General features: G+C 56.7%; 33 protein-coding genes and 1 tRNA gene. 26 read left to right on the top strand and 8 right to left on the bottom strand.

All coding sequences use genetic code 11. From position 1 onward, the window contains the following. Positions 1 to 208: 208 nt before the first annotated feature. Positions 209 to 1,150, top strand: a complete 942-nt coding sequence (locus MAFF_RS03060; protein ID WP_010909423.1) for a helix-turn-helix domain-containing protein — start codon at positions 209 to 211, stop codon at positions 1,148 to 1,150. Positions 1,151 to 1,209: 59 nt separating this feature from the next. On the opposite strand, the gene MAFF_RS03055 is transcribed toward MAFF_RS03060, so the two are convergent. Next, positions 1,210 to 1,761, bottom strand: a complete 552-nt coding sequence (locus MAFF_RS03055) for a DUF4142 domain-containing protein (protein WP_044547610.1) — start codon at positions 1,759 to 1,761, stop codon at positions 1,210 to 1,212. Positions 1,762 to 2,685: 924 nt separating this feature from the next. Here MAFF_RS03055 and MAFF_RS03050 point away from each other — a divergent pair. From MAFF_RS03050 to MAFF_RS38965, 9 genes are all read left to right on the top strand, one after another. Continuing rightward, positions 2,686 to 3,894 carry a tyrosine-type recombinase/integrase gene (locus MAFF_RS03050; RefSeq protein ID WP_010909421.1) on the top strand — a complete coding sequence of 403 codons (1,209 nt, stop codon included), beginning with the start codon at positions 2,686 to 2,688 and terminating at the stop codon, positions 3,892 to 3,894. Positions 3,895 to 4,021: 127 nt separating this feature from the next. Continuing rightward, on the top strand, positions 4,022 to 4,327 hold the full coding sequence (locus MAFF_RS03045; protein ID WP_157865898.1) for a helix-turn-helix transcriptional regulator: 306 nt from the start codon (positions 4,022 to 4,024) through the stop codon (positions 4,325 to 4,327). Positions 4,328 to 4,388: 61 nt separating this feature from the next. After that, on the top strand, positions 4,389 to 6,662 hold the full coding sequence (locus MAFF_RS36565; RefSeq protein WP_157865896.1) for a DUF5906 domain-containing protein: 2,274 nt from the start codon (positions 4,389 to 4,391) through the stop codon (positions 6,660 to 6,662). A gap of 106 nt (positions 6,663 to 6,768) precedes the next feature. Continuing rightward, entirely contained in the window at positions 6,769 to 7,356 is a 588-nt protein-coding gene (locus MAFF_RS03035) for a hypothetical protein (RefSeq protein WP_044547607.1), read from the top strand. Positions 7,357 to 7,605: 249 nt separating this feature from the next. Then, the gene (locus tag MAFF_RS03030; protein ID WP_010909417.1) at positions 7,606 to 8,424 is read left to right on the top strand and encodes a hypothetical protein; all 819 of its coding nucleotides are present in this window, start codon (positions 7,606 to 7,608) and stop codon (positions 8,422 to 8,424) included. 117 nt (positions 8,425 to 8,541) lie between these two features. Continuing rightward, positions 8,542 to 8,973: a hypothetical protein gene (locus MAFF_RS03025; RefSeq protein ID WP_010909416.1), complete on the top strand. Its 432-nt coding sequence runs from the start codon at positions 8,542 to 8,544 to the stop codon at positions 8,971 to 8,973. Then, the gene (locus MAFF_RS03020; protein ID WP_044547603.1) at positions 8,973 to 9,263 is read left to right on the top strand and encodes a hypothetical protein; all 291 of its coding nucleotides are present in this window, start codon (positions 8,973 to 8,975) and stop codon (positions 9,261 to 9,263) included. The genes MAFF_RS03025 and MAFF_RS03020 overlap by 1 nt, the downstream gene beginning before the upstream one ends. 128 nt (positions 9,264 to 9,391) lie before the next feature. Beyond that, a complete protein-coding gene (locus tag MAFF_RS03015) occupies positions 9,392 to 9,904 on the top strand; it encodes a hypothetical protein (protein WP_044547601.1) in 513 nt (170 codons plus the stop codon). Between the two features lie 13 nt (positions 9,905 to 9,917). Continuing rightward, positions 9,918 to 10,565 carry a hypothetical protein gene (locus MAFF_RS38965; protein ID WP_157865894.1) on the top strand — a complete coding sequence of 216 codons (648 nt, stop codon included), beginning with the start codon at positions 9,918 to 9,920 and terminating at the stop codon, positions 10,563 to 10,565. A gap of 141 nt (positions 10,566 to 10,706) precedes the next feature. Here MAFF_RS38965 and MAFF_RS03010 read toward each other — a convergent pair whose 3' ends face one another. The 3 genes from MAFF_RS03010 to MAFF_RS40485 are packed head-to-tail and all read right to left on the bottom strand — an operon-like array spanning position 10,707 to position 12,296. Continuing rightward, complete coding sequence (locus MAFF_RS03010; RefSeq protein ID WP_010909415.1) at positions 10,707 to 11,060, bottom strand: hypothetical protein; 354 nt, start codon at positions 11,058 to 11,060, stop codon at positions 10,707 to 10,709. Between the two features lie 16 nt (positions 11,061 to 11,076). Beyond that, positions 11,077 to 11,934: a thermonuclease family protein gene (locus tag MAFF_RS03005; RefSeq protein ID WP_080511778.1), complete on the bottom strand. Its 858-nt coding sequence runs from the start codon at positions 11,932 to 11,934 to the stop codon at positions 11,077 to 11,079. Beyond that, the gene (locus tag MAFF_RS40485) at positions 11,931 to 12,296 is read right to left on the bottom strand and encodes a hypothetical protein (RefSeq protein ID WP_010909413.1); all 366 of its coding nucleotides are present in this window, start codon (positions 12,294 to 12,296) and stop codon (positions 11,931 to 11,933) included. Before MAFF_RS40485 ends, MAFF_RS03005 begins: the two co-directional genes overlap by 4 nt. A 592-nt stretch (positions 12,297 to 12,888) precedes the next feature. Here MAFF_RS40485 and MAFF_RS02995 point away from each other — a divergent pair. After that, complete coding sequence (locus tag MAFF_RS02995; protein WP_244420708.1) at positions 12,889 to 13,371, top strand: hypothetical protein; 483 nt, start codon at positions 12,889 to 12,891, stop codon at positions 13,369 to 13,371. 8 nt (positions 13,372 to 13,379) lie between these two features. After that, positions 13,380 to 14,249, top strand: a complete 870-nt coding sequence (locus MAFF_RS02990) for a trypsin-like peptidase domain-containing protein (RefSeq protein WP_010909411.1) — start codon at positions 13,380 to 13,382, stop codon at positions 14,247 to 14,249. A gap of 76 nt (positions 14,250 to 14,325) precedes the next feature. On the opposite strand, the gene MAFF_RS02985 is transcribed toward MAFF_RS02990, so the two are convergent. The 3 genes from MAFF_RS02985 to MAFF_RS02975 form a co-directional block, all read right to left on the bottom strand. Next, positions 14,326 to 14,415 (bottom strand) — tRNA-Ser (locus MAFF_RS02985). Between the two features lie 73 nt (positions 14,416 to 14,488). Further along, the gene (locus MAFF_RS02980; RefSeq protein WP_010909410.1) at positions 14,489 to 15,688 is read right to left on the bottom strand and encodes a tyrosine-type recombinase/integrase; all 1,200 of its coding nucleotides are present in this window, start codon (positions 15,686 to 15,688) and stop codon (positions 14,489 to 14,491) included. 12 nt (positions 15,689 to 15,700) lie between these two features. After that, positions 15,701 to 16,273 carry a hypothetical protein gene (locus MAFF_RS02975; protein WP_044547598.1) on the bottom strand — a complete coding sequence of 191 codons (573 nt, stop codon included), beginning with the start codon at positions 16,271 to 16,273 and terminating at the stop codon, positions 15,701 to 15,703. A 197-nt stretch (positions 16,274 to 16,470) separates the two neighbouring features. On the opposite strand from MAFF_RS02975, the gene MAFF_RS38955 reads away from it, so the two are divergent. The 8 genes from MAFF_RS38955 to MAFF_RS02940 all read left to right on the top strand — a co-directional run bounded on the left by MAFF_RS38955 (position 16,471) and on the right by MAFF_RS02940 (position 20,851). After that, positions 16,471 to 16,680, top strand: coding sequence for a helix-turn-helix domain-containing protein (locus MAFF_RS38955; RefSeq protein ID WP_162034347.1), 210 nt, complete (start codon positions 16,471 to 16,473; stop codon positions 16,678 to 16,680). An 82-nt stretch (positions 16,681 to 16,762) separates the two neighbouring features. Continuing rightward, positions 16,763 to 17,107: a winged helix domain-containing protein gene (locus MAFF_RS02970; protein ID WP_010909408.1), complete on the top strand. Its 345-nt coding sequence runs from the start codon at positions 16,763 to 16,765 to the stop codon at positions 17,105 to 17,107. Further along, a complete protein-coding gene (locus MAFF_RS02965) occupies positions 17,104 to 17,304 on the top strand; it encodes a hypothetical protein (RefSeq protein WP_044547597.1) in 201 nt (66 codons plus the stop codon). Before MAFF_RS02970 ends, MAFF_RS02965 begins: the two co-directional genes overlap by 4 nt. After that, positions 17,305 to 18,270, top strand: a complete 966-nt coding sequence (locus tag MAFF_RS36560) for a hypothetical protein (protein ID WP_010909407.1) — start codon at positions 17,305 to 17,307, stop codon at positions 18,268 to 18,270. Next, positions 18,271 to 18,546, top strand: a complete 276-nt coding sequence (locus MAFF_RS02955; protein ID WP_044547595.1) for a DUF6074 family protein — start codon at positions 18,271 to 18,273, stop codon at positions 18,544 to 18,546. Beyond that, complete coding sequence (locus tag MAFF_RS02950; protein ID WP_010909404.1) at positions 18,543 to 18,869, top strand: hypothetical protein; 327 nt, start codon at positions 18,543 to 18,545, stop codon at positions 18,867 to 18,869. The genes MAFF_RS02955 and MAFF_RS02950 overlap by 4 nt, the downstream gene beginning before the upstream one ends. A 207-nt stretch (positions 18,870 to 19,076) precedes the next feature. Next, entirely contained in the window at positions 19,077 to 20,147 is a 1,071-nt protein-coding gene (locus tag MAFF_RS02945; protein WP_157865890.1) for a hypothetical protein, read from the top strand. After that, positions 20,147 to 20,851 (top strand): hypothetical protein, encoded by a 705-nt coding sequence (locus MAFF_RS02940; RefSeq protein ID WP_010909402.1) that lies wholly within the window; start codon positions 20,147 to 20,149, stop codon positions 20,849 to 20,851. The genes MAFF_RS02945 and MAFF_RS02940 overlap by 1 nt, the downstream gene beginning before the upstream one ends. Positions 20,852 to 20,946: 95 nt before the next feature. On the opposite strand, the gene MAFF_RS02935 is transcribed toward MAFF_RS02940, so the two are convergent. Beyond that, positions 20,947 to 21,216 (bottom strand): hypothetical protein, encoded by a 270-nt coding sequence (locus MAFF_RS02935; protein ID WP_010909401.1) that lies wholly within the window; start codon positions 21,214 to 21,216, stop codon positions 20,947 to 20,949. 136 nt (positions 21,217 to 21,352) lie between these two features. Here MAFF_RS02935 and MAFF_RS02930 point away from each other — a divergent pair, with 136 nt between their 5' ends. The 6 genes from MAFF_RS02930 (at position 21,353) to MAFF_RS02905 (ending at position 26,964) form a co-directional block, all read left to right on the top strand. After that, positions 21,353 to 21,628: a hypothetical protein gene (locus MAFF_RS02930; protein WP_044547594.1), complete on the top strand. Its 276-nt coding sequence runs from the start codon at positions 21,353 to 21,355 to the stop codon at positions 21,626 to 21,628. A 200-nt stretch (positions 21,629 to 21,828) separates the two neighbouring features. Then, complete coding sequence (locus tag MAFF_RS38950; RefSeq protein WP_157865888.1) at positions 21,829 to 22,161, top strand: hypothetical protein; 333 nt, start codon at positions 21,829 to 21,831, stop codon at positions 22,159 to 22,161. After that, entirely contained in the window at positions 22,127 to 22,741 is a 615-nt protein-coding gene (locus tag MAFF_RS02920; protein WP_244420707.1) for a DNA-packaging protein, read from the top strand. The genes MAFF_RS38950 and MAFF_RS02920 overlap by 35 nt, the downstream gene beginning before the upstream one ends. A gap of 25 nt (positions 22,742 to 22,766) precedes the next feature. Next, entirely contained in the window at positions 22,767 to 24,227 is a 1,461-nt protein-coding gene (locus tag MAFF_RS02915; protein WP_244420706.1) for a terminase family protein, read from the top strand. Further along, positions 24,224 to 26,608, top strand: coding sequence for a hypothetical protein (locus MAFF_RS02910; RefSeq protein ID WP_010909397.1), 2,385 nt, complete (start codon positions 24,224 to 24,226; stop codon positions 26,606 to 26,608). The genes MAFF_RS02915 and MAFF_RS02910 overlap by 4 nt, the downstream gene beginning before the upstream one ends. Continuing rightward, on the top strand, positions 26,605 to 26,964 hold the full coding sequence (locus MAFF_RS02905; protein WP_010909396.1) for a hypothetical protein: 360 nt from the start codon (positions 26,605 to 26,607) through the stop codon (positions 26,962 to 26,964). Before MAFF_RS02910 ends, MAFF_RS02905 begins: the two co-directional genes overlap by 4 nt. Position 26,965: the final 1 nt, after the last annotated feature.

Raw genomic sequence — 26,965 nt, 5'->3', positions numbered from 1 at the left:
CCGTTATGGACGATGTCCCGGCACTTCGGGGGGCGACAGTGGCGCAGTGGGTCAAGCCTGGCTTGATAGGCCGTGTTCGCTTGCGATGCGGGGAACACGTATTGCTTGAACGGGACGTTGGTGCTCATAATGCGACGGAACCTAGTGCAGTGCATTTTTGGAGCATGGATCCTTCAGGGCATCCTCAAATTGCAGGCGCGCATCCACCATGAAAGGGTCTACCGACCTAGAATCACGGCTGCCTTCCGCCGGCGCTTATGGCGATCGATTTGCGAGCTATTTCAAGCTTGCAAAGGCTAGCGTTTTTAAAACAGGCTCGCTGCGTACTGGAGAAATTGCTTACACCGAAACGTCCGGATACTGCCATAAGCCCGAGCCTAGCGTACCTGTTCCCCCGGAAGATGCGTTTCTCGTCCAAACGCAGCTACAGGACTATCCCAACCATATATCATGGGAGGACGGACGGCCCGGCATAGTAGGAACGCTTCGGGCGGGACACACCATCCTCCGCGACCTCCAGCGAAAGCCCAACGCTATCATAATGGGGCCGCATCACACGGTTCATTTCTACATCCCTCGCGCTACTTTCAACACGGTGGCCGAAGACCTAGAAGCGCGATCAATCAGCGAGCTTGCCTATGTCCCCGCGCAGCCCATCGATGACGACGTCATTCGCGGGCTCATCGGTACCGTGCGTGCGGCAATTAAGGCGCCAGAGGAAACGAACCGACTTTTTCTTGACCATCTGATGATGGCGGCCGCAGTTCATTTGGCGCAAACTTATGGCGGGCTAAAGCCGCGATCCCTGCAGCATCGTGGCGGGTTGGCGCCGTGGCAGGCACGATTGGCAATCGAGCTGCTCGAGGGTGACCTTACAGGCCAGTTGCCACTAAAAGACGTGGCAGCGGCGTGTAAATTGTCAGTGAGCTATTTTTCGAAGGCTTTTTGCAAGACCACCGGCCTGGCGCCGCATCAATGGCTTCTGTACCGCCGCGTTGAACGAGCTAAGTCGGCGATGATTAACGAAAAAACCACTCTCGCGGAAGTGGCTCTGAGTTGTGGTTTTTCGGACCAAAGCCATTTCACGCGCGTCTTTGTGCGTCTCGTAGGGACCAGCCCAGCCACATGGCGGCGAGCGCGAAATCTATAGGTCGCCGAGCGCGTACTCAAACGCGCTCGGCAATGATGAGACGCCAGCTGAAGCGGTGTCTAGGCCGCCAATTCGCGGGCGATTCGCTGAGTGAGAGCAGTGTGTTCCCAGAAAGCCCAATGTGCGACTGTCGCGAGCTGGCGCCCATGCTGTTCAGATGGGTCCGACGGGTCAGAATTCTTCAGATAGGCTTCCGCTAAGTCGCGCAAGAAGGCATGGTTTTCGTACTCTGCCCCGATATAGGCTGTGTCAAACGCAGTGCCTGCCGCCGAACCGGCGATGTGTTCGAGCGCGCTTTTCGCGGCGTCGCCCATCGGAGGCAACGGGGTTCCAAGTTCCTTCAACACAGCGATGACTGTCTCGGCCTCCTTTAGCTCGAAGCCGGCGAACTCCTTGGCATCGGCACGCGTCGCCTTTTTCAGCGCAACCTCACAAGCCGCTCGCGATAGGTCAGCGCGGCCTATGACTTCGGCACCAAATTGCTTGACAGTCTTGATGCTGGAGAAGTCGAAGGCCGCTGCGGATGCGGCAGAGGTTGTGATAGACGACGCGACCGAAATGATCGGAAGTGCGGCCGCGACTTCGAGAACGCGGCGACGATTAATAAGCATGACTATTCCTCCTTCGTTTTGAAGTGTCGCTGCATTGGACACGACGAAATGCTATCGACTGGAGGCAAAGTCGGGATTGCACGGTTTAGTCGCGTTTTGGACGTTTCGGCTCTTGTGTCGAGGAAGGCTTGACCAGAGGACGCCTCCTTCCTTCACAAACGGATTGCGGAGCATTTCCCAAACGCAGCGAAACGCGGGGATGACAACCATTTCTGGGGCCGCCCCCTCTTTGTCAGGAGCTTGCCGGCAACGTCTAGAGCAAAGGCGCGGAATGGCCGCTAGGCGTCTACCTGGGGCGCTGTGAGTGCATTGGATAGGTCATTCTGCTCGCAAAACGTCCCGCCGGCAGCGGGCTGACCCCGGCGCCGAGTATTTTCGTTGTCATTTTTGCCCTTCCCAAAAAGGGGCATCGCGCTGGCCTCGGGTAAACGCAAGCCGGCTCCCCGAAGGGTAGTGTCTCAGTTTGAAATTTAACGCCAGATAGGACTAGCCACGCCAGCGCGATCCATCTTCGTGGTTCTCCCATGACCACCCCTCGGCTTTTCGGGACAAGAGTATATTAGATGAAGCTAATTATCAGCCAAGCGCCTCATGGCATCCGGGGAGGACAATCCCTGCGGCGACGATCAACCATCAGCCGGGAAAGTTAGGAATGGAGTTAGGAACAGAATAAGGCGATGAATAATTTCATCGATTAATCAACATGATAGGAAAACTTCTGGCGGAGGGAGTGACCTACGAAATGAGCGTCCATAGACGTTCACAAGGGGCCACAAATGCGCTACTATCCATCTGATATCGTTAATTTTTCTCGGTGTTGTGACGCTCACTAACGCTCACAACAGTTCACTGACGCATCACAACGTTTTCTCGCGATTTGGCCACTGGATTTGGCTAGTTCGCCGTCAGCCGGGATTCAAAATCATGCTCACTATTCGGGAAATTCAGTCATTGGTTCACAAGGGTGAACCGGGTCAATGGAGCCATACAAAAGCGCTCTATTTCTTCATCGCGCCGTCCGGTCGTCCCTTTTGGGCAATACGGTACATGCTCAAAGGTCGTCGTCGGCAAATGTCGCTGACGGACTCAATCCCGGCGACTGTCCGGGAATTGAAGCAAATCGAATTGCTGTCTGAAACCGAGCGCGAAAAGGTCAGAAAAGGGATTGACCCTCTAGCCGAACGGGAGGCGGCGAAGGCTGCCAGTCCAGAACCGGTCCGACAGCTAGTCACGTTCAAATCGGTCGCCCTGGACTATATCGCGGCGAACCGGGGCGGCTGGAAAAATGCCAAGCATGTTCAACAGTGGGAAAACACGCTCGCGACGTACGTATATCCTGTGATCGGCCATCTCGAACCACAGTCGATTACAACAGCCGAAGTCCTGAAAATTCTCCAACCGCTATGGGCGACAAAGCGCGAGACGGCATCTCGCGTACGCTCTCGCGTTGAGACAATTATCGGAGCCGCCAAGGCCAAGGGAATGTCTGAAAAGCCGGAGATATGGGCAAACCATCACAACCCGGCGCGATGGGCAGACAATCTGGAATTCTGGCTAAACGGCAAACAGGAAAAGAACCATTTTTCCGCGATGCCGTATCCGGAAATTCCCGCGTTTGCTCAATCAATAGCCGAACGGGAGGATTACTCGACCAAGGCGCTTCAATTTCTGATTTTGACAGCGACACGGACGAACGAAACACTTGGCGCTGAATGGTCGGAAATAGACACTGAAAAAGCGGTCTGGACGATCCCGGCAAGCCGGATGAAATCCGGCAAGGAACATCGGGTTCCCTTGTCCAGTGAAGCGTTGAAGCTCGTGGCATCATTGCTCCGCATTGAGGGAAACCCGTATCTTTTCCCCGGAGCAATACGCAACAAATCACTCAGCAACATGGCGTTGCTCATGGTCATGCGTGGTTTGAAATTAGGCCACTATGTCCCGCACGGTTTCCGGTCGGCTTTCCGCGATTGGGCGGCGGAGGAAACCGTATACCCGAACCACATTGTTGAAATGGCGCTGGCCCACACAATCAAAAATAAAGTTGAAGCCGCTTATCGACGGGGAGATTTGATGGAGAAGCGCCGGCAGTTAATGGAAGATTGGTCGGCATATTTAGCAAGCGCCCGATAAAACAATTGCCGGCATACTTTTATTTGTGGACACAAAGCGCAACGATTCAAAACGCGTTGACGCTTTGTGTTCCTCTTTGTACCTACGAAATCGTCCTTGATTCGGACCGCGACAACCTGCGCTCACCTTGAGCGGGCTGGAAGGCCTTCGCGGCGGCTCAACGAATGACGGCGGACGCCGCACCTTACTGACAATCAATCAGATGGAGTGTGTGGCCATGGCAGGAAATCTGCGCGTCCGCGAAATGAACCAATCTGCAATCGTGCTGTCGATCCCCCAGGTTTGCGCAACGCTTGGGATTAGCCGTCCGACGTTGGACCGGTACATCAAGGACAATCCGTCTTTTCCGAGGAAGAAGAAGATCGGTCCGAGGCTGGTTGGCTTCCTTCGAAGCGACATCGAAACTTACATTGGGAGCCTTCCGGATGCGTGACGGAAGTTCCGTCAGGCTCCCACCTGAATTGCTCCCATATAGGCAGTTCGTAGTTTGGAGATTGGAGCAAAAACCCGGCTCGCCCAAACCCGCGAAGATGCCTTATTCGGCCAATGGTGGAAGGGCAGATACGACCAACCCCGCCACATGGTCCGATTATCCAACGGCTGTTAGAGCGCTGGCGTCCGGGCAGTATGCCGGAATTGGATTTGTCTTTGCCGAAAACGATCCATTTTTTGTGATCGATCTGGATGGATGTAGAGACGCCACGACTGGTGAGTTGTCAGCCGAAGCCGCTGCCATAACTCGAATGTTTCCGAACGCTGCATGGGAGCTAAGTCAGAGCGGCGAGGGGATTCACATATTCGGGCGATGCGACAAGGTGGCGCTTGGTGGGTTTAGGAACAAGTGGGCCGGCTGGTGCGAATTTTACCGAACTAAGCGGTTCGTCGCTTTTGGTCCGGGTGGCATTCAAGGCAACATCGATATCGACTGGACGAACCAGTTAGCGATCCTCGTTCCAGCTCGCGGGGTTGGCGAGCAAGACGCCTCTCAAGAGGCCGTAGAGCGCGATCCGCGCTGGATCGGTCCAGACGACGACGAAGAGCTGTTGCGCCGCTTCCTCGCCTCCACAGGCGGCACAAAGGCCAAGCTCCAGGCATCGCCGACGAACCTCCAACTGTGGGAGGCTCACGCGGCAGCGCTTGCGCAATATTTTCCATCAGCGACAGGCAAGCCCTTCGATCATTCGAGCGCAGATCAAGCTTTGGCAAATGTCTTGGCCTTTTGGACCGGTCGCGACTATGGGCGGATCATCCGACTGTTCGGTCGATCCGCACTAGGCAGGCGGGAGAAATGGACACGTCGCGCGGCCTACAGAAACTCGACCGTCAATGCCGCAGTACGATCCTGCCAAACCGTCTACGGCGGCAACGGTCAAGAACGTCGCTCCCGGCAGGTCCAAGAGAACGTCCGAATAGGAAGTGATATTGGGGCCGATATCCACACTCGCGTTATGACGCTTGAGGATATGCTTCAGGACCTTTGGTTCATCCGCCACAGCAAATCGGGCGGAGCGATTGCCGATTCCAGAACGCTCAACGTTCTGCCGTTTGCCACGGCACAACGTGAATACTCAGCTTCCCGATATGAAGTCGCCGCCAGCACAATTGACCCGAAAACCGGCGACTTCAAAAAACGCTATCTGCCGGTGTTCAACCAGTGGGAGCAATCGCCATCAAGGAAGAGTGTCGACGTTATAACTTGGAAGCCGAACGGAGCTGTCATCTGCGAGGCGCCAGAAAGCCAAGGGGCAGGGTTCAACACTTGGCGCGGGTTTCAGCCGTATCGCTTACCAGATGGCTCTCAGTCACTTGTGGAGGTTTGGAGCGAGCATCTGGCCTACCTCATCCCGATTGAGGCGGAGCGCGTTCGTTTCGAGCAATGGCTTGCGCACATTGTCCAGCGTCCGGAAGAGCTTCCTCAATCTGCCTATCTCTTCATCACGGAGGAGACGGGAATAGGCCGCAACTGGCTATCGAGCGTCCTTGTCCGAGTTCTGCGCGGTTATGTGGCTGCCGGCATCGACATACAGGAAATGCTGGATGGAACATTCAACGGTCGATTGAGCCGAAAATTGCTCGCCGTCGTGGATGAAGCCAAAGCAGGAATGCAGGGATATGGTCGCTGGAGCCACAGTGAAAAACTAAAGTCGATGATCAATCCGGAAATGCGCCGGATCAACGAAAAGCACGGCTTGGAATTTGTCGAATGGAACTGCTGTCGATGGCTCTTTTTTAGCAACAATTGGGACGCACTTCCGTTCGACGCTTCGGACCGACGGTTCAACGTCGTTGCCAATCCAACGCACAGGCAATCGCCTGACTACTACGAGCGAATTTATAGCCAGATTGCCAATCCGGACTTTATCTCCGCCGTGCGCAAGAGGTTGGAGCTTTTGGACATATCGGGGTTCAAACCCGGCGCTATTCCCGACATGAACGAAGCTAAGCGCAAGGCCCTCGGCGCGATGGCTTCCGACTTGGACAATTTGCTCGCAGCATTCAGAGACGAATGGCCGGGACCGTTGGCAGAGCGCAGCGACGTCATCAATTATCTACATGTGAGCATCGCCAAACTGCCCGGCGAGAAAACGATCAACAAATTGATCGAACAAGCGGGGATGAAGCTAGTTGAGCGAATTTCGATAGGACCGAACAAATATCGCTTCGTCGTCGTGCGGGACTACACCGCTCAGCAAATCGAAACAAATCCACAGTGGGCATACGCCGAAGCGGTGAACGCTCGCGGAAAATATGGCTTCAGACAGGGTTAGACAGGGTCTTAAAGCCTATAGGTAAAAACCTGAATTTCTCAGGAGAGGACTAAGACCCTGTCTAACCCTGTCTATGGCAAATTATGTAATTTTAAGGACGCTCGTCATGAAGAATAGAGCCTCGACCATCACCGCTGATCACGCAAATTTCGCGAAGCTAGGGCAAATCGCTGACCACGCGTTTTTGTGGCTATCGGGCAGGACACGCGAATGGGCGTCGCCGGTCAATCCGTCGGAATTCCAATACCGGGACGAATGCCTGGACATGGTTTCCGGCTACGAAGGGAACATCCGGACCACGTTCAGCTTCGATAAGACGTACCAATCCTATTCCTTCATGTTCGACGCGGCCACGACAGACGGGCATCCGTTTGTTGTTTGGGGAACATTGGGTGGCTGTGCCGACAATATGGTTGTCAGTTCCACCCATTTTTCCTTTGGAATAATCAACGGAGTTATGTCGGCTTCGGTTGACCAATCCGACAATTGGCAATTCGAGGACTCATCAAGCACCGTCGTGTCCGAAATGCTCGATCGCCACTTGCAACCGTGGAGGGATTTCCCAACTGGAGTTGCGCGGCAGTCCAAGGAGCTTCCCCCGGCAATAATCAGAGCGCTCGTTAAGCTTGGCTACCGTTCCAAGGACACTCGCAGATGGACGGCACCAAATCAGTTCGCCGAAAATATCCACTGATCGCCAGCATGGCGGAGACTGCCTCCGCTAGATTGGTCTGATTTTGTTCGATTTATTGCCGAGTTCTCGACCAGATAGCCAAATCAATTAGCCAATCAGGATTTTTCTGGAAAAGGCAGGAATATAACATCCAAATAAATACCGGTATTTCACTTTCCATTTAACAACAATTATTAATACTTGATACGTTCTCTGCAAACGCATACGCCTTTCTACGTGTAACACCAAAGCACCTCGAAAGGGCACGCCATGATTAAAGATTTCAAGAGGATCGACGGAGCTTCCTCGCGCGGCTCGCTATTCCAATGGAACTACAACGGCTCGGTGATTTCCGCTTTCTGGCCAAATGAATATTCTACAATGTCGCCCGATATCGATGCTGCCGCTAGCGCTTTGAATAACGGAGTATTGGCGGCTGGAAATGCGGTCATAGGTGCGGCGGAGAGGCTGAAGAGGACCGACGAAATTCGTGACGTGTCCCTAGAGGCAATCGCCCGTTACGTGGCCGCTCCCTTCAGGTATTTGCGTGACAGGGCAATTGACGAACGGAACAGCGTCGGCATTTCCCGCAACTCTCTTGCTCAGCCAATCCAAATCCCAAACCCCACGCCCTTCTCAATCGCAGCAGACAGTTTGGAGCGGCAGGAAGTGCGCCGGATGCTTGACGGCTTCGACCAGATTGGAGAGGCGTTCGATTGGGTAATGCAGTCGCCCGGCATCACGGTCCTGAACGCTGTCGCTCCGTCGATTGACCTGACGATATTTTCCAAGGACCAACAGCTTGCCGGATTGATCGTCGAAGAATTCGCAATCAGGAAGTGGGCGCGCACGATCGACAACCCGTCGAACGACAATCTCGCCACGGCTGCAAACCCACTCAAAAACAAGATGAGCGACGATCTTGTTCGCGATCTAGCGAAGGCTCGGTTGGATGGCTTGAAACTACGCGAGCAAGCGGTCAGCGATGCTGAAAAACTGCTCTTGGCAGTTATTGCCTTTGCCAGCCAAGCCGGAAATCTCACTCCCGATGAAGCGTTCAAAATGCTCATGGGGCAGAAAGTCGCCTAGCAATTCGGACGATTCGTTAGGCGTTCTCCGGTCGGGTTGTTCGAAGGATTTTCCACATGGTCCGACGAGCAATCCGACCGGTCATAAACCTCCCATAAAATGGGGCAGTGAAATACCATGGATAATTCAGACCGGACCGGCAAGGACCCATCGACGGGCCGCTTTTTACCCGGCCACTCCGGCTTTAAAAAAGTCGGTTCAAGGTCCAGGGTTTCTCGCCAAGCGATCGATACGGCGAATGAGCATGCGGCTACGGCCATGACGATGCTTGTGGGCAAGATGCTGGCTGGCGATATCCGCGCCGCCGAAATCCTTTTACGCTATGGCGCCGATCCATTCTTGCCAAAGAATCGGACGGTCGAATTGCCAGACGTGGAGAATCCGACAAGTGAAAATTTAGCCACAGCCGTTTTGAGCGCCGCATGGTCGGGCGAGATAAGCCCGGACGAAGCCAAGCAATTGCTGGACGCAATCGCGGCAGGGAAGGGAATAATTGAAGACGCGGAGCTGTTGAGACGTGTCGAGCAATTGGAAGCGGTCAAGCGCTAATGCGCCAATCCCAACGCGTCGCCCTGGCTAAACGGCTGGACGCATTAGCACCGGGACTGAACCGGCAGTTTTCGAAGCGATTGAGCCGCGATCAATTGGCGTTCCTTGAGGCCTTCAACATCACGCTAGGGATGCTGTCCGATCCGGTTGCTAAATACGCGTATTCGCTCACAGCGGACGGCGCGGCATTGATTGAGAAACTCTTCGAACTAATGGCAAGCGTGGATGCAATCAGTCCGACCGATACCCCGGAAAATGCGCTAGGCAAGTGGCGCGACTGGGTCGGATAATTCCAACCACAGTTTCGGATGGAATGTCTCTTCTGCCGATGAATATTCAACTGTCCTGCTTTAGCCATAGCTTTAATCCTCAGGCTCAGTATAATTTATCCGATCATCGTTGAGGGGAGGGCAGTCCTATGGCGGACGCGAAAACAAGCGGTCCCGGTTGGTTTGTTACATTGGGGTCCGCAGCGCTTGCTCTGGTAGGGTCGTACTTCACTGCGAATTATGCAGCCACGAGTGCGGTAGCCGTTGCGAAGCAGCAAGCAGATGCCGCCATAGAATCGGCAAAGACACAAGCCGATGCGGCAGTGCAAACTGCAAAACAAGCCGCTCAAGCATCGATCGACGCCGCCAAAGCAACGAACCGTGTCGAAATGGCGAAGCTTGCCCTTACCTATGTCAACGACAAATCGACACCCGAAGGTATACGAGCTTGGGCGGTCCGGGTACTGGCTGATTGTACCGGTGTTCCTCTAACGCAGGAAGAAACAGACGGCATTGTGAAGAAAATTGGACAACTAGAACCTAAGGATCCGAATGGCAAGTTGCCATGGGCGGACCTTGGTGATTCCAAGCTGGAGGCAATTGTCAAAGGGCTAAAAACTGACTACTCGGCCACCTGGATTCATTCACAGGGCGACACCTGACCGCGCCGTTCGAATGAGTTCAATTCGTTTTAAGAGGTCAGATGAATGGCATTTTCGCTCGGAGGTCAATGAGCAGCGGCGGGCCACGCTCGAAGCGTCGCCTCCGTTCCAAGAAATAGTGGAGTCAATCTGTCGTAATATTTTACTTAGCTCGCCACCGAGCAAACAGCATGCAAACGACGAGCGCTTAAAAAATTGCTGGCGTATCAAGTGTGTGTTCTCTGTGCCTCCTTTAGCCTTTGACTGGTTCTTCAATGGACCTTGCGGCATTCGCGCTCAATTTCTTATTGATGCCGACTTAGGCCGTTGCGCGAATTCCCTTATGACAAAGATGCTTCGCCCAACGGTCCTACGGGCATTCGAAAGCGAACGTTTGCCGGCAAATGATCCAGATCAACGGTCGGCGTCCGACTCGATCGATGGTCTGTCTTCCAAGGTATGGATCGATGAAATGACGGTCCACTGTAACAGCTGGGATTTGGAGATAGCTCGATGGGAAGCGGCAGCACGTCAGACCGGCGCAGATGGTAGAGGACTTTGCGCGCCAACTGGAACGCAGTTGGTGTTGTTGGGCGCTTGGATAAATCACGATGGCGTGGAGATGGTCTTGCCGGAAAAAATTGGCCGCCACCATGAGATTCACCGTCGCGGTTACTCCTAACTGGCTGCCTCCTAGGCAGTGAGGTATGGCATCAAGCGCGACTATGGCCATGCCGTTTGGCTAATTGCCTCAAATACAGTAGCAAAATCAGGGAAAATGGCGGTCCAGTCTTCCGCCAATATCGACGGGCGAAATGGGCGATCAAGTCGAGAAAGAGAAGAATCCGCCCTCGCCGTAGTCGTAAAGCTCGGCACTGTTGCCGCTCACCGTTAGTTCGAAATGGGAGTTGCTCCCATAGTCGTAGCCGTCATATTGGCCGCCTGATTGCGGCTGAAGGTCAATATGACTGTTCTGACCGTAGTGGTAGAGGCTCGGAAGCGTTCCGTCGATATGGCAACTGTTATTGTAGTCGTAAGCGTCAACGACGTTCCCTTGCACCGACGCATCGATGTTGACGTATTTCAATTCCGAATATGAGTAAACAGATGACACGTTGCGACCGGACGAATGGCTTAATGCAATCGCCGCAACGGCTGCTCTAACGTGAGGTTTCATAGTTGAATGCCTTCCGCTAACGTTTCGATCGCCGCCAGCCGGCCGCAACGGCTTCCGCTTCCGAGCAGAACCACCTTTCGCCCTTGTTTTGGCTAATGACGGTCACGGCGTAGTATTTCTGTCCCGGCAAATGGTAGATGCGTTCACCGCTCGCCGAGATGTTGCCTTTGATGTTGCAACCGGGGTTGCCGTTGCCGGTCGCAAAAAGCGGTGCAGTTGGCGTTTGTGCATCGTCACTATGTTGCGCTCGCCAGTCCCATGGCGCCTGAAACGATCCTATCCACAAACCAACCTTTGCCGCCTTGGCTTTCGCCTGTTGCGCTGCATATGCGCCGTTGCTGTATTTAGGCCAATCAAGCGCCTGACCGTGTTCAACCATCCATGCGGCCACGCTGGAGCCGTCAGCTCGCGTGCAGTCGCCGACGAAGCGCCCGTAGCGATCCCATGTGACGAATGCGCACTGGACGGGCTTGGAGGCTGCTAGGAAGCCGTCCAGAGCTTCGGCAGAACGTCGGCCGCAGGGATATTCGAAGCCCTTTGCGTCGTCGCAATATTGGGCGCTCTCCGGTGCATCGATTCCGTTGAAGCGGACCCGCTGCCCGTGCATCTCAATTGTGTCGCCGTCGATGACTGACGCCACGCCGGAAATGGCTACTGGCTTTGGCTTGATCAGGTTTTGCAGATTGATTTCCGGCAGCGATCCGCCGTTGTGCATGACGAATTGCGTTGCCAAGGCAGAAGCCGCGGCTACCGTCACCAGCACGAGGCGAAGCGGCACGCTTGCCCATCTTCTGGCGCGCGAGCGCTTCGCGCCAGTGCGCCGCCGCCATTGGTCAGAGCGATTGTCGTAGCGCGATCTGTCGATGCCGCTCACATTGCACCGCCTGGACGGCTTTCAGCGGATCGCTTGCCGCAATGTGAGCCATCAGCCGCCACGCTGTTATCGGTCGGGCAGTTGCCGGAATAGCCGCCACCGGCAGAGATCGGCGATCTGTACCGTTGAACCACGCCAACGATGCGTTGGCCGTCACCTTCGATATGCGTGTTGTTGCTGTTGGGGTTGAAAGGATCGACGGTTTGCAGAAGCGAATTCGTGTGATTTGCATCACCAGATGCAAGCGTCACCGTGTCATAGTTGTTCAAATAGTCGGCAGCACAGCCGGACGTGACAGCCAGAGTCATCACGACAAAATACAAACGCCACTTCATCAAGGCACCCCCCAGCGCCAAAGCCACAATGCGCCTTCTTTACTTTGTTGTCGAATCCGCTGTCGAATTGGCTTGCGTCAGATTGAATGCCGCTGCGACCGTGCTATAGAATTGGGCCGGGTTTATTGGGGAGGTTAATATGCGAGCGCTGTTGATCTGTCTGTGCGTGTCGATGGCTAGCGCGCCTGTTTTTGCGCAAACATGCAATACGATTGGTAATTCGACGTTCTGTTCCAATGGGCTAAGTGCAAATCGAGTTGGCAACTCGACATTTTACAGTGATGGCACGACGTCGCAGCAAATTGGCAGCTCAACATTCTACAGTGATGGAACGACGTCGCAGCGAGTTGGCAACTCGACATTTTTCAGTGACGGCACAACGTCCCAACGCATCGGCAATTCTACCTTTTTCAGCGATGGGACGAATTGCCAGAAAATTGGAAACTCCACCTTCTGCAATTAGGTCGCCGCCTGCTTGTGGCTCATAGCAATCCGGTCCTCATGTTGATGGGCGAACAAAATAAGAACAAAAAAGTCATGCCCCCCTTGACCGCCTTGGAAAATGTTCCCTATCTCTGCCTTGATCGGCTTTGAGAAGGATGGGCAATGGCGAGGCGCTTTGGCGCTGGCCGGCGAAGCTATGGCACAGACGGCAGAGGACAATTTCCGTATCGAGGTTTGGGACCGCGAGGAGAAGAACCTCGTTGAGACCATCTGCCGATCTCCAGATTCTTTCATCAGCCAAGCGGCGTGGCAGGCGGCTATTCGTCGTCGTCCCGGAATGGTGCTGATCCACTACAACAGCCGGCATGTGATGGAAAAAATCATCACGCCGGGCGAGCCGAAAGTTCCGCCTCAGACCATCGTTGATGGCAGCGTGCATGCCGGCCAAGACGTGGCGCTTGGCGATCTGCGCGAATGGCACAAACTGCGCGCGTGGTGCAAGAATTGTTCGCACCATGCCGAGGTGAAGCCCGCCGCGTTGATTAAGCGCTACGGCGAGGCCGCGCTTTTCAGCACGGTAGAGAGAGCGCTATTTTGCACCGGTTGCGATCGAGGAGGGCCGGTCAGGTTAGAAATCCACAAACTGCCGAGGAATTAAGGACAGAAATGTACGACCAAACCCAGACGACCGGAATTACCGCTCTGCCCTATACCGTCGTTCGTATCCGCGCCGGCGACGTCGCCAATCCACAAGCTGTCCATAAGGGAACAGGTTTCTTCTATCATTTTCGGGAGGGGGCGGGAAACGTACCTTTGATCGTTTCAAATAAGCACGTGCTTGTCGGAAAGGAGTGGTTGGAGTTCGATTTTGCACTGCTCGATAATCAGGGGAAGAGGGTTTTTGGACCGGCAAACACGTTCAGATTGACAAAGAACCAATTGCCAATCTTTGAGCACCCCGATCCAACCGTGGACTTGGCTGCGATTCCGATACAGCCAATTGTGGAAGCGATGCGAGGACAAGGCAAAGAGATATTCAATCTACTGCTTGGTCGCGAAACCATCGCACCGGACAACATCCAAGCAATCCTGCATGCCGCCACGAGCGTCCTAATGGTTGGGTTCCCAAGTGGAATCATGGATGAGAAGAACAATCTTCCGGTCGTGCGCCGAGGAATCCTCGCCGTGAACTACTTGACCGATTATCGCGGCGAGACCAACTTTGTCGTGGACATTGCAGCCTTTGGTGGATCCTCAGGATCGCCGGTTTTTGCTTTTTTTGAAAACATGCTGCCGGACGGCAGCGGCGGTGTAACCATGCTGGCTCAGCCGCAAGTCTATTTCTTAGGCGTTTTGCATTCCGGTCCAAGTATGACAGCGACAGGCAAAATCGTTCCGGTTCCGGTGCCGACGAGCGATCAGATAGCGCAAACCCAAATGATGCTACACCTAGGCTATTGCGTGAAGGCCTCTAGGGTAGAAGAGCTCGTTGAAACGATCCGTGCAAAAATCAGTGAGCCGACGGCATCTGGGTAGCACTTTTGCAATTTGGCTAGTCGTTTGGCTATCTAAGAACCCAGAAATCCTTAAAAAGCACGATTTCCGGTTGACTTGGCGGAGGGAGTGGGATTCGAACCCACGGTGAACTTGCGCCCACGCCGGTTTTCAAGACCGGTGCCTTAAACCGCTCGGCCATCCCTCCAACTAGTTGCAATCATTGCGCTTTTGTTTGCCGGCGCCGGGGCCGAAAAACCACTTTGCTACGCACTTTGCAACTATTTGCCTTTTCGCTCGCTGCTTATAGCCGCCTGCAATGCCACGTCAACTTGCTCTGCCGCGTCGGCCTGCATTCCGGGCATGACATGCGAGTAGAGGTCCAGCGTGATCCCGATGTTGGAGTGGCCCAGGCGCTCGCTGGCAATCTTCGGGTGAACGCCGGCCGAAAGCATCTGTGTCGCGTGGGTGTGCCGAAGGTCATGGAAGCGGATGCGGGGTAGGGAGGTCTTGCCAAGGACGCGGACCCACTCATGGGTCAACGACCGCGGCTGTAAGGGCTGGCCGTCGACCTGAGCCACAACGAAGCTGTCGGCGTCCGGACGAATACCGAGGCGCAACTGCTCCTCGGCCTGCCGCGCGCGGTGCGCCTTCAGTTCGGCGACAGTGCTGGCAGAGAGCGCCACCGTCCTGGCCCGGCCGCTCTTCGGTTCTTTGTAGCGTACGCCGTCGGCGGTCTGCTCGGCGCTCTCTTCAATCGACATCTGCCGACGATTGTCTCCAAGCTCCAGATGGCGCCAACGAAGCGCAAGGATCTCGCCCCGCCGCAGGCCGCAGGTCACGGCCAACAGAACCGGGACAAACATCCGCGTCGGCCGAAGAGTTTCAAGCAGCGTCGCTGTCTGGCCGACGTCGTAGGCGAGCATCTTCTGCCTCTCGACCTTGGGCGGCGTTGTCGCAGTGGCCGGATTGCGCGATAGCCGTTCCCAGGTCACGGCCTGGCCCAAGGCCTTCACGAGCACCCGTCGGTAGTGGTGGACTGTGCGAGGCGCCAGTGGCGGAAGCGGCTCGCGCTGATCCTTCTTCGTGCGGTGGTCGACGCGTGGCGCCGTCAACGCCGTGGTGAAGGCTGCATCTATTCGATCGGTTTTCAGCTTGGACAGGATCACGTTGCCGATGAGCGGCGACAGGCCTTTCCGGCAAATCTCGGTGTAGCGCTCATGGGTTTTTGGCGCGACAGACGGCTTGACGAACGCAAGCCATTCGTTAAGAAACTCGGCGACGGTCTGCTTTGTCGGCTCGACATAGAGCCCTTGATCAAGAACGGTAATGAGGCGAGAGCATTCTTTCTGAGCCTCACGCTTCGTTCCGGTGAAGCTGTGCCACTTGCGTTTCTTCTTGCCGGTCTTCGGGTCGACCTCGCCGACATCGAGGACGATTGCCCAATGGCCTGGGCTGCGCTCGCGGATATGGCCTTTCATATACTCTTGTCCTCAGAACGGGATTTCGTCATCGAGTTCGCGGTTTGGCGCAGGTTTTGGTTTTTCTGGCGGTTTGGTTTTTGCTGGGATCGGCCATTCTGGAGCAGCAAGTTGCGCCGCCCTAAGCGCCGCCTGCATGGCCTTGCCGGCGGCAAAATAATCGCTCTGTTTTTGGTCATCATAAATCTGGATGAACTCATCGATCCGAGGCCATAGAACGTCGATATAGTGATTGACGAAACGCGCCCTGTCTTCGGAGCTGTAAAAAAACGGCCAATGACTTTTCGCAAAAGCCAAGCGTCGTTCCTCCTCATAGGTTGGGAAGAACTCTGCGCGCTCTGCCATTCGCAGCGCACGACATCCATCACTAACATCCCAAAAGCGCTGCCACCCGTCTGGCTGGTCGGGCCACTGCGGATCAGGAACCATTTCCTGTGAAGCGGCGGCAACAATCGCGCGCTCAACCACTGTAGTAATGTTCTGTCCCTTCAGTCTGGAAAGGTACTCCAGAATGAACCGCGTCTTTGGGTCCAACCGGATGGTGAGTGTCTCGCTTTTCCCGCCCCGCGTGACGTCTTTTGCCATACCTAGCACTCCCATATAATGCCACAGCGCTACACCGTGGCCGCCTACATGGCAAGAAAAACCCGTGGATTGCGTGCAATACCTTGGGGAAACCACAAGATATCGCTGGCGGACCCTTGAACCACCGACTCGCAGGATGTACTATTATTGCAGTGCTTTGGATGATCAAATCACGGAACAAAAGCAGGACAGGCGCTATGACATTGGAAGACGCGTTAAGCCGCCCTACGATTTCAATAACTGATGCAGGGGCTCTTTTTTTCGGGCTGAGCCGCAACGGCTCATACGACGCCGCCAGACGCGGCGACATTCCCACAATCCGCATTGGTCGAAAGATTGTTGTGCCGGTCGCGCCGGTTGCCCTGCAACTCGGCCTCCGCTCCACAGTGGGAAAGGAAGCGGCTTGAGCAGCGGTCGCCAAACCTAAGCTGCCCAAGCCAATCCGGACCAGAAACGTAACCTCCCCTGAGATTCCGAAAGGACCAGAACATGCCCGATGTAGCAGGCGCGCAAGCGTCCGTTAATTCACATTCGAAGACACCGAACAAGAAATTTACCCTTACGGTGAAGATCGAACCCGACGGCCAGACGATGTGCCTTGATGGTCGCGTTGCTTGGGCGATGAAGCAATTGATTGATGCGGGCAAAGGTGGCTGCACCGCGATCACTCACCCGGGGCCGCGTTGGTCCGACTATGTGTTCAAGGCGAGGGCGCTGGGCTTCGTCATCGAGACGGTGCACGAAGGCCATGGCGGTCAGTTCCCCGGCCACCACGCACGATACTTGTTGCACACCAAGCTTTCCATCCTCGAAGATATGGCGGTCGCTGCTTGAGCGCCGTCACTGCGTCCCGGCGCGCTGACAATACCGGAGCGAATGCCGTCGAAGAGGCCGCCCAATGGCTTGCTGCCGGCGGCGCCGATAAGGCGCACGCCGTCCTCCCCCAAATTCGCAGGCTCTTCAACTTGTCGATCGCCGACGCCATCGCGGCCGAGCGACGCGCGAACCTCATCCGGGCGAGGGCGCACTAGATGAGCATCGCCAACGCTGCCAAGGCGCGACATCGCGCCAACCGAACGGGCAAGATGAAAGTCGGCCGGTGCATCCTGGCCGACAAGCCGAAGCCAACAGGGCCATTTCAGATCAACAATGCGCGCGTGCGTGAACTGGAACGGATCATAGTAAGCCGTTACGGGGCGATCCTGCCCGAGACCGATGACGCGGACCTTTTCATCGAGGTTGCCGCCTATTCGCTCAACGCTCACTGCCTGAGCAAAGGGCTCGATCTGGACAAGGTCTTGTCTGACTGGTGCCGGCGGTGGGCACCTTGGGCTTTGCAGCGGGCGGGTACGATCATCCGCCCGATTCTCAATATGCTGGTTGGGCGCCGCTACCAGATGAAGGCCGACGAAGCCGCGCGCAAAATCTGCCTGACGCTGTTGGAGCGGACGGCGCTCGAAATCAGAACGATGGGGGCGAGTGATTTTTCTGCCCGCGTCCGCAAGGGCATTGCCAAGGACGTAAAGCGGTCGGGTGATCGGGCAAGGCAAACAGCCAAGCGGCGCGCTCGCGGTGTCGAACCTCGCGAAAGCTGGCTGGCCAAAAATTCCCTGTCCAAAGGTCGCCCGTGGGATGCCGAGGGGATTTCTCGCGCGCAATGGTATCGGCGCTTTCGTGAGACAGGTCCGTCGCTAGTAGGTGTATCTACCAAAAGCGACACACTTGTCTCATCGGTGCCTGTCGAGCCGTCGCAAGAGGCCCCCTCACGGGGTCCAAGCTCGCTCACGCTCGCAAAAAAATCTTCTCTCAGCGGGGCCGAAGGCCCGCCCGTAGGGCGGAATGCGGCGTTGGTCTCGGGCTCGGCGGGTGTCGTCGTGGCGCTACCGTCAAAGTGCCTTCCTTCCCTCCAAAGCAGAAATGGCGCGGTAGACGCCAACGACGGCGCCGAACAGTGCGACGGTGACGAAGCACTCCGCCATATGGGAGTTGCGAGCTAAATGGAACAGAACCGAGACAAAGCGGCATCGATCGTTCCGTTTCCACTGCACCGCAATGTGCGGCTGGTACGTGAAACTATCGGCATTTTGGAAAAGCGCCGCGGCGCCGCGGCTGATCGTTTCTGGCGTTCGACCGTTCGCCAGCAAATCGGACGAATGCAAGTCTGCGGCCTTCATGACCGCAACGTGATCAACGACCAAATTGAAAAGTTTGCCCTAGTCGTCTTCGACGCGCTGCGCTCGTCGGCGCCTCAACAGGATGGTGATGCGGCATGAGCGACGAACAGCAAGCCCAGATGCCGCTCGACCTGTCCACGGTCGAGCCGAGCGAACCTGATCAGACCGCCACCAAGCCGCGGAAGACTAATCCATGGACGATGGATTGGGACGACGGAGAGGAGATTGTCGTGAACAACCAGTCGGCGATTGCCGTCTACACCAATCAGAAGCTGGGCATTGTGATCAGACAGGAACGCACTTGGGACGAGGAAGAGGACACGTTGATCATCCTGTCGACACCAGGCGCAGCGTATCGGGTGATCGAAGCGATCCAGCGCGAATTGGAGGCGAACAAGGAGCGCAAGAAAAATGGCGGCTAGATCCTTGCTGGCCTCCAAATCCTACCGCAACGAAGTGGCGTACGGTCTGCTGCGTCAAATAGACAGCAAACCAGCAGCAAAAGGCCGGCATTTGCTTGGTGAGGGTATGGGGAAAGCGGGGATAGCTGCAACCCTCTCTACGGCTGGAAGGCGCTCCGGTGTAAATTTATTGGTGATTCGATGCTGCTAACCGAGGCGAATAACAAGATGGACGAGAAGGTTCGGTTCTACCCAGTTTTTACGGGCATGCCTGACGACGACTATTTGAGCCGTTGGCGCGAGCATATCGGCCAGACTGGCCGACCTGAAGATTTCGAGAACGTTTCGACAAACAAACCTACTCAGTTAGAAAACATCGTTTTGCTTTCAGAGGAGATTTCGGTCCCTGTTGGCCGCCGGCCGGGTGGCGAACGTGTCCCATGCCCGTTCTGCGCTACCACGTCGCCGAAATTCATAAGGGGCCGCATGGCGCTGTTCCCTGACGAGAAAGCGGTCCGTTTCATTGGGCATAGGTGCGCGGAAACCCACTTCGGTGAAAACTTTCGGCACGCTGAACGTGCCTTTCGCAGACAGACGGCGTGCAGGTCGTACATCGATATGTGGTCCGAGATTGGCCGCGAGGAATCGGGCCTCCAGGTGTTCGTGGGGCAAATGTCGGCCGTAGCCGACGACATCCAATTCGCGCGCGACCAATTCGACAAGCAGGCGAAGGGATTTCGCACGTTCCTGCACCGAGAGTTAGCGCAGACCGACGGCGAGCTATTCGTCAACTCGGATCTCGGAATGACCGACCGTCTCGGCAGCACGGTTATTCAAAAGATGTCAATCGGCACTGCCGCCGGACTTAGATTGCTGGCCGATGGATACGACGTTGCACTTGATATGCGGCAACTGAAGGCCGCGCTGATCGATGCCGCCAAGCCATTACCAGAATGGGCGCCGACGAGCCCGGAACACCCGTCAACCGACGAGATACTGAGGCGAGGGCGTTTTGTAGAGCGTGCAATGAAGCACATGGTATTTGCACTTGCGGACGTTGAGGACGGAACACGCTTCTTTGCTCGGAAGAACCTGGCTCTTATTCATCGGTGGGGCAACCGGCCCGAAACGCCGTTCAGCCAATTTGAAATGAAACTCAGCGACAGACAGCTTTTGGTGCGGAGCGACACGTTCGTCGGTCGGCACTATGCCAACGTGATCGTGCCGGAACGCGTGACATCTACCGATGACCTGCCACCCCCTCCGATCCTCCAGACGATCACAAGAAAGGTTGCTTGATGAGGCAGAAAAAACTGAAGCCTGCCGGCGTTCGGGTCGACGGTTCAAAGCGCATCGACCTGAAGGAAAAGCGAACTAGGCGAAAACAAAACCGGCAGGTCGCGTCTGCCAAATTGCTTCAGGCAGCGCCGGTCGAGGATACGCGGGTCGCGGACGTATGGCGCCGTGACGAGCTGCGAAGTTCGCTACGCATCAAGGCGGAAGGCCAGGCTCGCCGGATGACGAGGCTTTCCAAAGCGGATGGCGGCAAGGAGGGCATAAGGGTGACCGCGGTTAAGGTCCGCATTTCGGCCCAGAGGTCCGAGACGCAGGCGATCCGGTCGCGGCCTGGCACGTTTGAATGGAGGTATGGTCGTAAGCGTCAAGACGCCTTGTTCCATGCAGGCAGTCACTTGGCGGTGCTATGGGAGCGCGCCGGCATTGCGGTTGCCAGCTCGGCTGATTTCCTGCGCGGTATCGGATCTGGCTACGCCAGCGGGATATCGGATGGGCGTGTCGCCGCGATCGACAAACTGGACGGATTCGTCAAGGAAATGGGGCGCGTACCGGCCGAGCGCATGATCGATTATTGCGTGTCGGGGCTGACGACGGCTGAAATCGCCATGAAGCATGGCGCGAAGGAACGTGAGATGGCGCCTGTGCTCCATTTCGACCTTCGCAATTGCGCCGTGCACTTCAAATTTATCAGTGGCAATAGGCGTTGACTTTCAACGCGAAACCTCGTAATAGATTGCCATTCGCAGAAATGCGCCAAGAACCCGCCCGCGAGGCGGGTTTTTTGTCGGTAGCGATGTGACGCTCAATTCTCGGCTATGGTCTTCCCGTATTTGGCCCACAGTTGCGCGCAATCTTGGGCCCGAAGACTCTCGTTACCTCGCTCGCCATATAAGACGACGGCGGCGCGGACATCGAAGCCGTCCATCGGTGCTTGCGCGATAAAAGCTATTGCCTGACCGAGGTAGCGGTCTTCGATCTGCGCGCCCTTGTGCTCCCTTGCATCAACGACGCCCATAATGCGCGCTCGCACGTGTCTAAGGGCAAAGACTGCTTTCATCTCGTCGTCAGTCATACACTGATGTCCTTATGCTGGCGCCACCAGATCATCAACGCCGACCGGCGGCAAGTCCAACAAAACAGAAGGGCGCCGCCCGATGTCGATCCTCTCAAAATTCCTCCGCAACCTCTTTCGCAAGGGAGTATCCCACATGTCCGCCATCGATTACGCCGAACTTGCCAAGTCGCTCGAAACCGGCGCCACACTGATCAAGGAAGCCGCCACCGAATTCGGCTCTGCTGCTACCCAGGCAGCGCAGATCGACAAGCTTACGGCTGACAACGCCACGCTGACATCGCAGCTTCAGACGGCTCAGACCGATCTCGCGGCATCTCAGGCCCAGGTGGCCGATCTCGTCGCCAAGTCGAACGCGAACAATGACGCGCTTGCAGCGGTGCTGGCGCCTCCGGCTCCGCCGCAGCAGTAAGGTCACAGTGGGCTGCTGAAAGATGCCTCTATGTGTGGCGACGGCACGCCAGCACGGATGAACAGTGTGATTTGGTTCCGTGGAAACTTAGTGGACGCTAGCTTCCCCTTGTCGTCCGAGGATCCGATAGAGCATTTGAATTCGTCCGGTACCCCTTGCTCTGCAAGGAAGTTGGCCGCCTCCGATTGGGACAGCGCCTTATGCTTGACGACCGCCTGTCCAAGCTTCATTGCCCAAATAGAGTCAACGTTAAATGCCGTCTGAACCCGATCTCTCGCACGTACAACGGTCGTCGCGGCGCTTTGATAATCAAGCTCAAGGTCTGCACTTACGCAGTTCAGTTCATCGCTGACAACGCCCGGCGCGTCACCATCGTTGACAACCTGCATAGCAAGCGTTTTGAAATCCGATGTGTCTTCGATGCCTATTTCGAGCTCCGCTCTGGGTGGAAAGATAAGGCCATAACACTGGCTCAGGCTAATGCCGACAATGGTGAGTATGGCGGCAGCGAAACCGACCAACGCGTTCGTTGATTGGAAGCGTCTACGCCACTGCCGTTTGGAATTTCCCGGTTCGTCGACCAAGCGCCACCCCCAAACACTCAGACGCAACCATACCCGCATGCGCTCAGACCGCAAAGGTGCCTCAATGCCTGCTCCCGAAGGAAACCAGTTTTGGAAGGTCCGCAGCACTCACGGTCGCAGCCCGATCTTCGTCAACCCGGAAAAGCTGTGGGCGGCCTGTTGTGAATACTTCGAATGGGTCGATGCCAATCCGCTCTATGAGGCCAAGCCATTCGCCTACCAGGGCGATGTGAAGGTCGAGAACATCGCCAAGATGCGCGCCATGACCATCTCTGGCTTGTGCATCTTTCTCGACATTGCTCGCGTCACATGGGCGGAATACGCCAAGCGCGAAGATTTTGCGTACATCACGTCTCAGGTGGAAGAGATCATCCGCACCCAGAAGTTCGAAGGCGCCTCGGCGGACCTGCTCAACGCCAACATCATTGCGCGCGAACTCGGCCTGGCCGACAAGTCCGAACTAACGGGTAAGGACGGCCAGCCGTTGCCGCTTGCTCCCGTGGTCAATGTCACAATCAGCCGTTCTTGACCTTCACCTGCACGCCAAGCAGGGCGTGGCATTCGATACCGACGCAACCGAAGCGCTCTATGGCGGGGCTGCGGGTGGCGGCAAATCGCATCTGATGCGCGTCGCCGCGATATTGTGGTGCTCGGAAATCCCGGGCCTTCAGGTTTATTTGTTTCGTCGCATTCGCGAAGACCTGATCAAAAACCACATGGAGGGTCCGCAGGGCTTCCGCTCCATGCTCGCCGGCTGGGTCGAATGCGGCTTCTGCACCATCGTCGAGGATGAAATTCGGTTCTGGAATGGGTCCAGGATCTACCTTTGCCACTGCAAGGACGAGAAGGACCGTTTCAAATATCAGGGCGCTGAAATCCACGTCCTTCTGATCGACGAGCTGACGCACTTCACAGAGGTGATTTACCGGTTCCTCCGCAACCGCGTGCGCATGGTCGGCATCAAGCTTCCCGCGAAGTACGCCGGCCGCTTCCCGCGCATCCTGTGCGGTGCCAACCCGGGCGGAATCGGTCACCAGTTCGTCAAGGCCACGTTCATCGATGGCGCAACCGCGATGAAGGTCTACACGACCGAGGCCAGCGAAGGCGGCATGCGCCGGCAGTTCATCCCTGCCCAGCTCGAAGACAACCCGAGCATGAACGACAACGACCCCGGCTATGAAAACCGGCTGATGGGTCTGGGATCGGAAAGCCTGGTGCGCGCCATGCGATATGGCGACTGGGACGTGGTCGAGGGCGCTTATTTCGACAATTTCGAACGTCGCCGGCATGTGGTGAAGCCCTTCACGATCCCGGATCACTGGATCAGGTTCAGGGCAGGGGATTGGGGCAGTGCAAAGCCTTTCGCGTTCGGCTGGTATGTGGTTGCATCGGACGACACGATCATCGCGCCCGGTGTCGTCGTGCCGCGTGGCGCACTGGTCAAATATCGGGAGTGGTACGGGGTCAAAATCGACAAGTCCGGCAAGTTCCTGCCCGACGTCGGCCTGAAGCTGCATGCCGAAGCGGTCGGCGCCGGTGTTCGCCAGCGCGATTACGACGACATCATCGTTTACGGCGTGCTCGACCCCGCAGCCTTCAGCCAGGATGGTGGCCCCTCGATTGCCGAGCGCATGACGCGGGGAACGACCGGCTCGAATGGTTCGACTTTCCGGCGAGCAGACAACAAGCGAACGGCCGGTCGCGGCGCGATGGGCGGCTGGGATCAGTTACGCGGCCGGCTGACTGGCGACGGAGACGGGCGGCCGATGCTGTTCTTCTTCGACACGTGCATTCACACCATCCGCACGCTTCCCGCGCTTCAGCACGACGAGGCAAACCCGGAAGACCTCGACACCAAGCAGGAAGACCACGCAGCCGACGAGACGCGATACGCGTGCATGTCGAGGCCGTGGATAGCCAAGAGCAAGGTTCCGGCTCCGCAGGTGCCCGAAGGCCACATCGCACTGCCCGGCGCGCCTGACGAGGCCGCTGGCAACCGTAGGATTCGCATATGATCGATGACGACCAAGATGCGATCGACACTATCGACGATGCGGTTGATCCGTCGCTGAAACTGAAGTCCTCAAAGGGCTGGCTGAAACTGATCACGGATCAGGAAAAGGCCGGCTATTCGGACTATCAGGAGAAATGCACCAACATCGAGAAGCAGTATGCCGACCTGGCCAAGCTCGCCAGCGTCACGCGCGACCGACAGTTTCAGATTTTCTGGGCCAACATCGAGGTCTTGAAGCCGTCGATGTATTCCCGGCCACCCGTGCCGGCCATCGTCCCACGGTTTCAGGATCGCAGCCCGATCCCGCGCACCGCTTCTGAGATGCTGGAGAGGTCGGCAGCCGTTGCGCTTCAGCGTGAGGACATCGACAGCGTTATGCGCCAGGTCCGCGATGACCTGGCCATCCTCGCCCGAGGATGCATCTGGGTGCGTTACGAGACCCGGAGCAAGGACAACGACTATACCGAAAAGGTCTGCATCGACCACAAGAACCGCCGCGATTTCGCACATGATCCGGCTCGCGAGTGGAAGGAAGTCGACTGGGTAGCTGGCGGCGCATGGATGACGAAAAAGGAAATGCGCAAGCGTTTCCGCAGCACGTCCGGCGATGCCTACATGAACGCCGAGTTTGCTACCCGCAAGGACGACAAGAACAATTCCGACGGCAAGCTGAAGGCTCGCGTCTGGGAAGTGTGGTGCAAGTCGCAGAACAAGGTGGTGTGGGTCTCGCCTGGCGTCGATGTGCTGCTCGACGAGGGCGAACCACATCTGACGCTGGAAGGCTTCTTCCCGTGCCCACGGCCTGCCTTTGGCACGGTGCAGCGCAACAGCCTGATCCCGGTCCCTGATTTCGTCTTTTACAAGGACCAAATCGAGGAAGTGAACGACATCACGAACCGCATTTCGGCGCTGTCCGATGCGTTGCGCGTTCGTGGTTTCTATCCGGCCGGCGCTGGCGAGATCGGCGATGCCATCGAGGCGGCGCTGAAGTCGACCAACGACCGGCAGATCATGGTGCCGGTCAGCAACTGGGCCATGCTTGGTGGCAGCGCGAAGGACATGATCGTCTGGCTTCCGCTGGATATGGTGGTGCAGACCATCACCCAGCTTATTCAGCTTCGGAAGCAGTTGATCGAAGATATCTATCAGATCAGCGGCCTTTCCGACATCATGCGCGGCGAGACCAATCCGAACGAGACGGCGACCGCGCAGAACATCAAGACCCAGTACGGGTCAGTTCGCATCCGCGACCGGCAGGCCGAACTTGTTCGCATTGCGCTCGACACGGTGCGCATCATCGTCGAGATCATGGCCGAGAATTTCAAGCCTGATACTCTGCAGGAAATGAGCCTGATGGAATTGCCGACCGACGCCGACGTGGCGAAAGTCGTCAAGGGATTGGAGAACCAAGCCCAGCAGATCGTCGCCGAGCTTCAGCACGCCAAGACGGACCCCGAAGTCCAGCAGATGGCGCAGCAAAACCCAGATGCTGCCAAGCAGATCATGGACCAGGCGCAGCAGCAGGTTCAGGCGCTCAGCAAACAGGTCGACGACCAGAAAGCCACCGTCACCATTGACCAGGTGATCAAGTTTCTTCGGGACCAGAAGATTCGGGCGTTCAGCCTCGATATCGAGACCGACAGCACAATCCAGCCCGACGAGCAGGCCGAAAAAGCGAGCCGAGCGGAATTCCTGACGGCGCTTGCCGGTGTCCTGGCCCAGCTCGGCCCTATGGTCGAGGCAAGGCCGGAAACGGCACCTTTCGCGGCCGAATTGCTCAAGTTCGCAATCGCACCCTTCCGTGTCGGCCGCCAGATGGATACCGCGATCGACGAGTTTGCCGACAACATGAAGGCGGCAGCCGCGCAGGCCAAGCCGCCGCCGCCGGATCCTGCGATGCTCAAGGCCCAGGCCGAAATCCAGGCGTTGCAAGCGAAATCTGAGGCCGAAGCGCAATCGCATGCGCAGGAGCACGCCTACAAGATGCAGACGCTGGCGGCCGAGCGCGACGTGAAGGTGCAGGAAGCGCAGATCCGCGTTGGCAACGAGAATGCCCGACATGCCCGTGACATGCAGGTCAAGGATGCCGACATGCGGTCGAAGCTGGCCGAGGCCGGTTATCCGCCCGACTTCTCGATTGATGGTGCAAACCAGATGAACCAGGCACAGTTTCAGCAGATCATGGCCGAGCTGACCGCCACTCGCGAGCAGTCGGTGCAGCAAGGACAGCAACTCGGCCAAACGCTGGTGCAGGCTCTGCAACTGGTCGTGCAATCCAACCAAGATACGGCAAAAGCTATGATTGCGGCCGCCACGGCGCCCAAGCGCATTGTGCGCGACCATGCGGGCCGTCCGATTGGCGCTGAAACGGTGATGCAATGAGCGTCATCCTCGCCACGGCGGTCAAGACGGCGGTGTTAACCGCCATCCGCGATCAGGTTGCCGCCGGCTCGCTGGAAATTCTCGATGCCTCCAATGTGCTTCTGGCGGCTTTCACGCTTTCCGGCTCGGGTGGATCGGTTGCGGGCGCAGTGTGGACGCTGACCTTCGCTTCAAGCACGGTCGCATCTGGCGCGGCGGGCACTGCCGCAAAAGCCCAGATCAAGAATTCTGGCGGAACGGCGTTGATCACCGGGCTGACGGTCGGCACGACGGCGGCCGACATCATTCTGACCAGCACGACGATTGCATCGGGTCAGAACGTCATCCTGACCAGCGCCACGATCACGCATCCCTGAC

The sequence above is a fragment of the Mesorhizobium japonicum MAFF 303099 genome, assembly GCF_000009625.1.
Classification (GTDB): domain Bacteria; phylum Pseudomonadota; class Alphaproteobacteria; order Rhizobiales; family Rhizobiaceae; genus Mesorhizobium; species Mesorhizobium japonicum.
The sequence above is the reverse complement of the archived record's forward strand: the minus strand, read 5'-3'. Positions and strand labels throughout refer to the sequence as shown.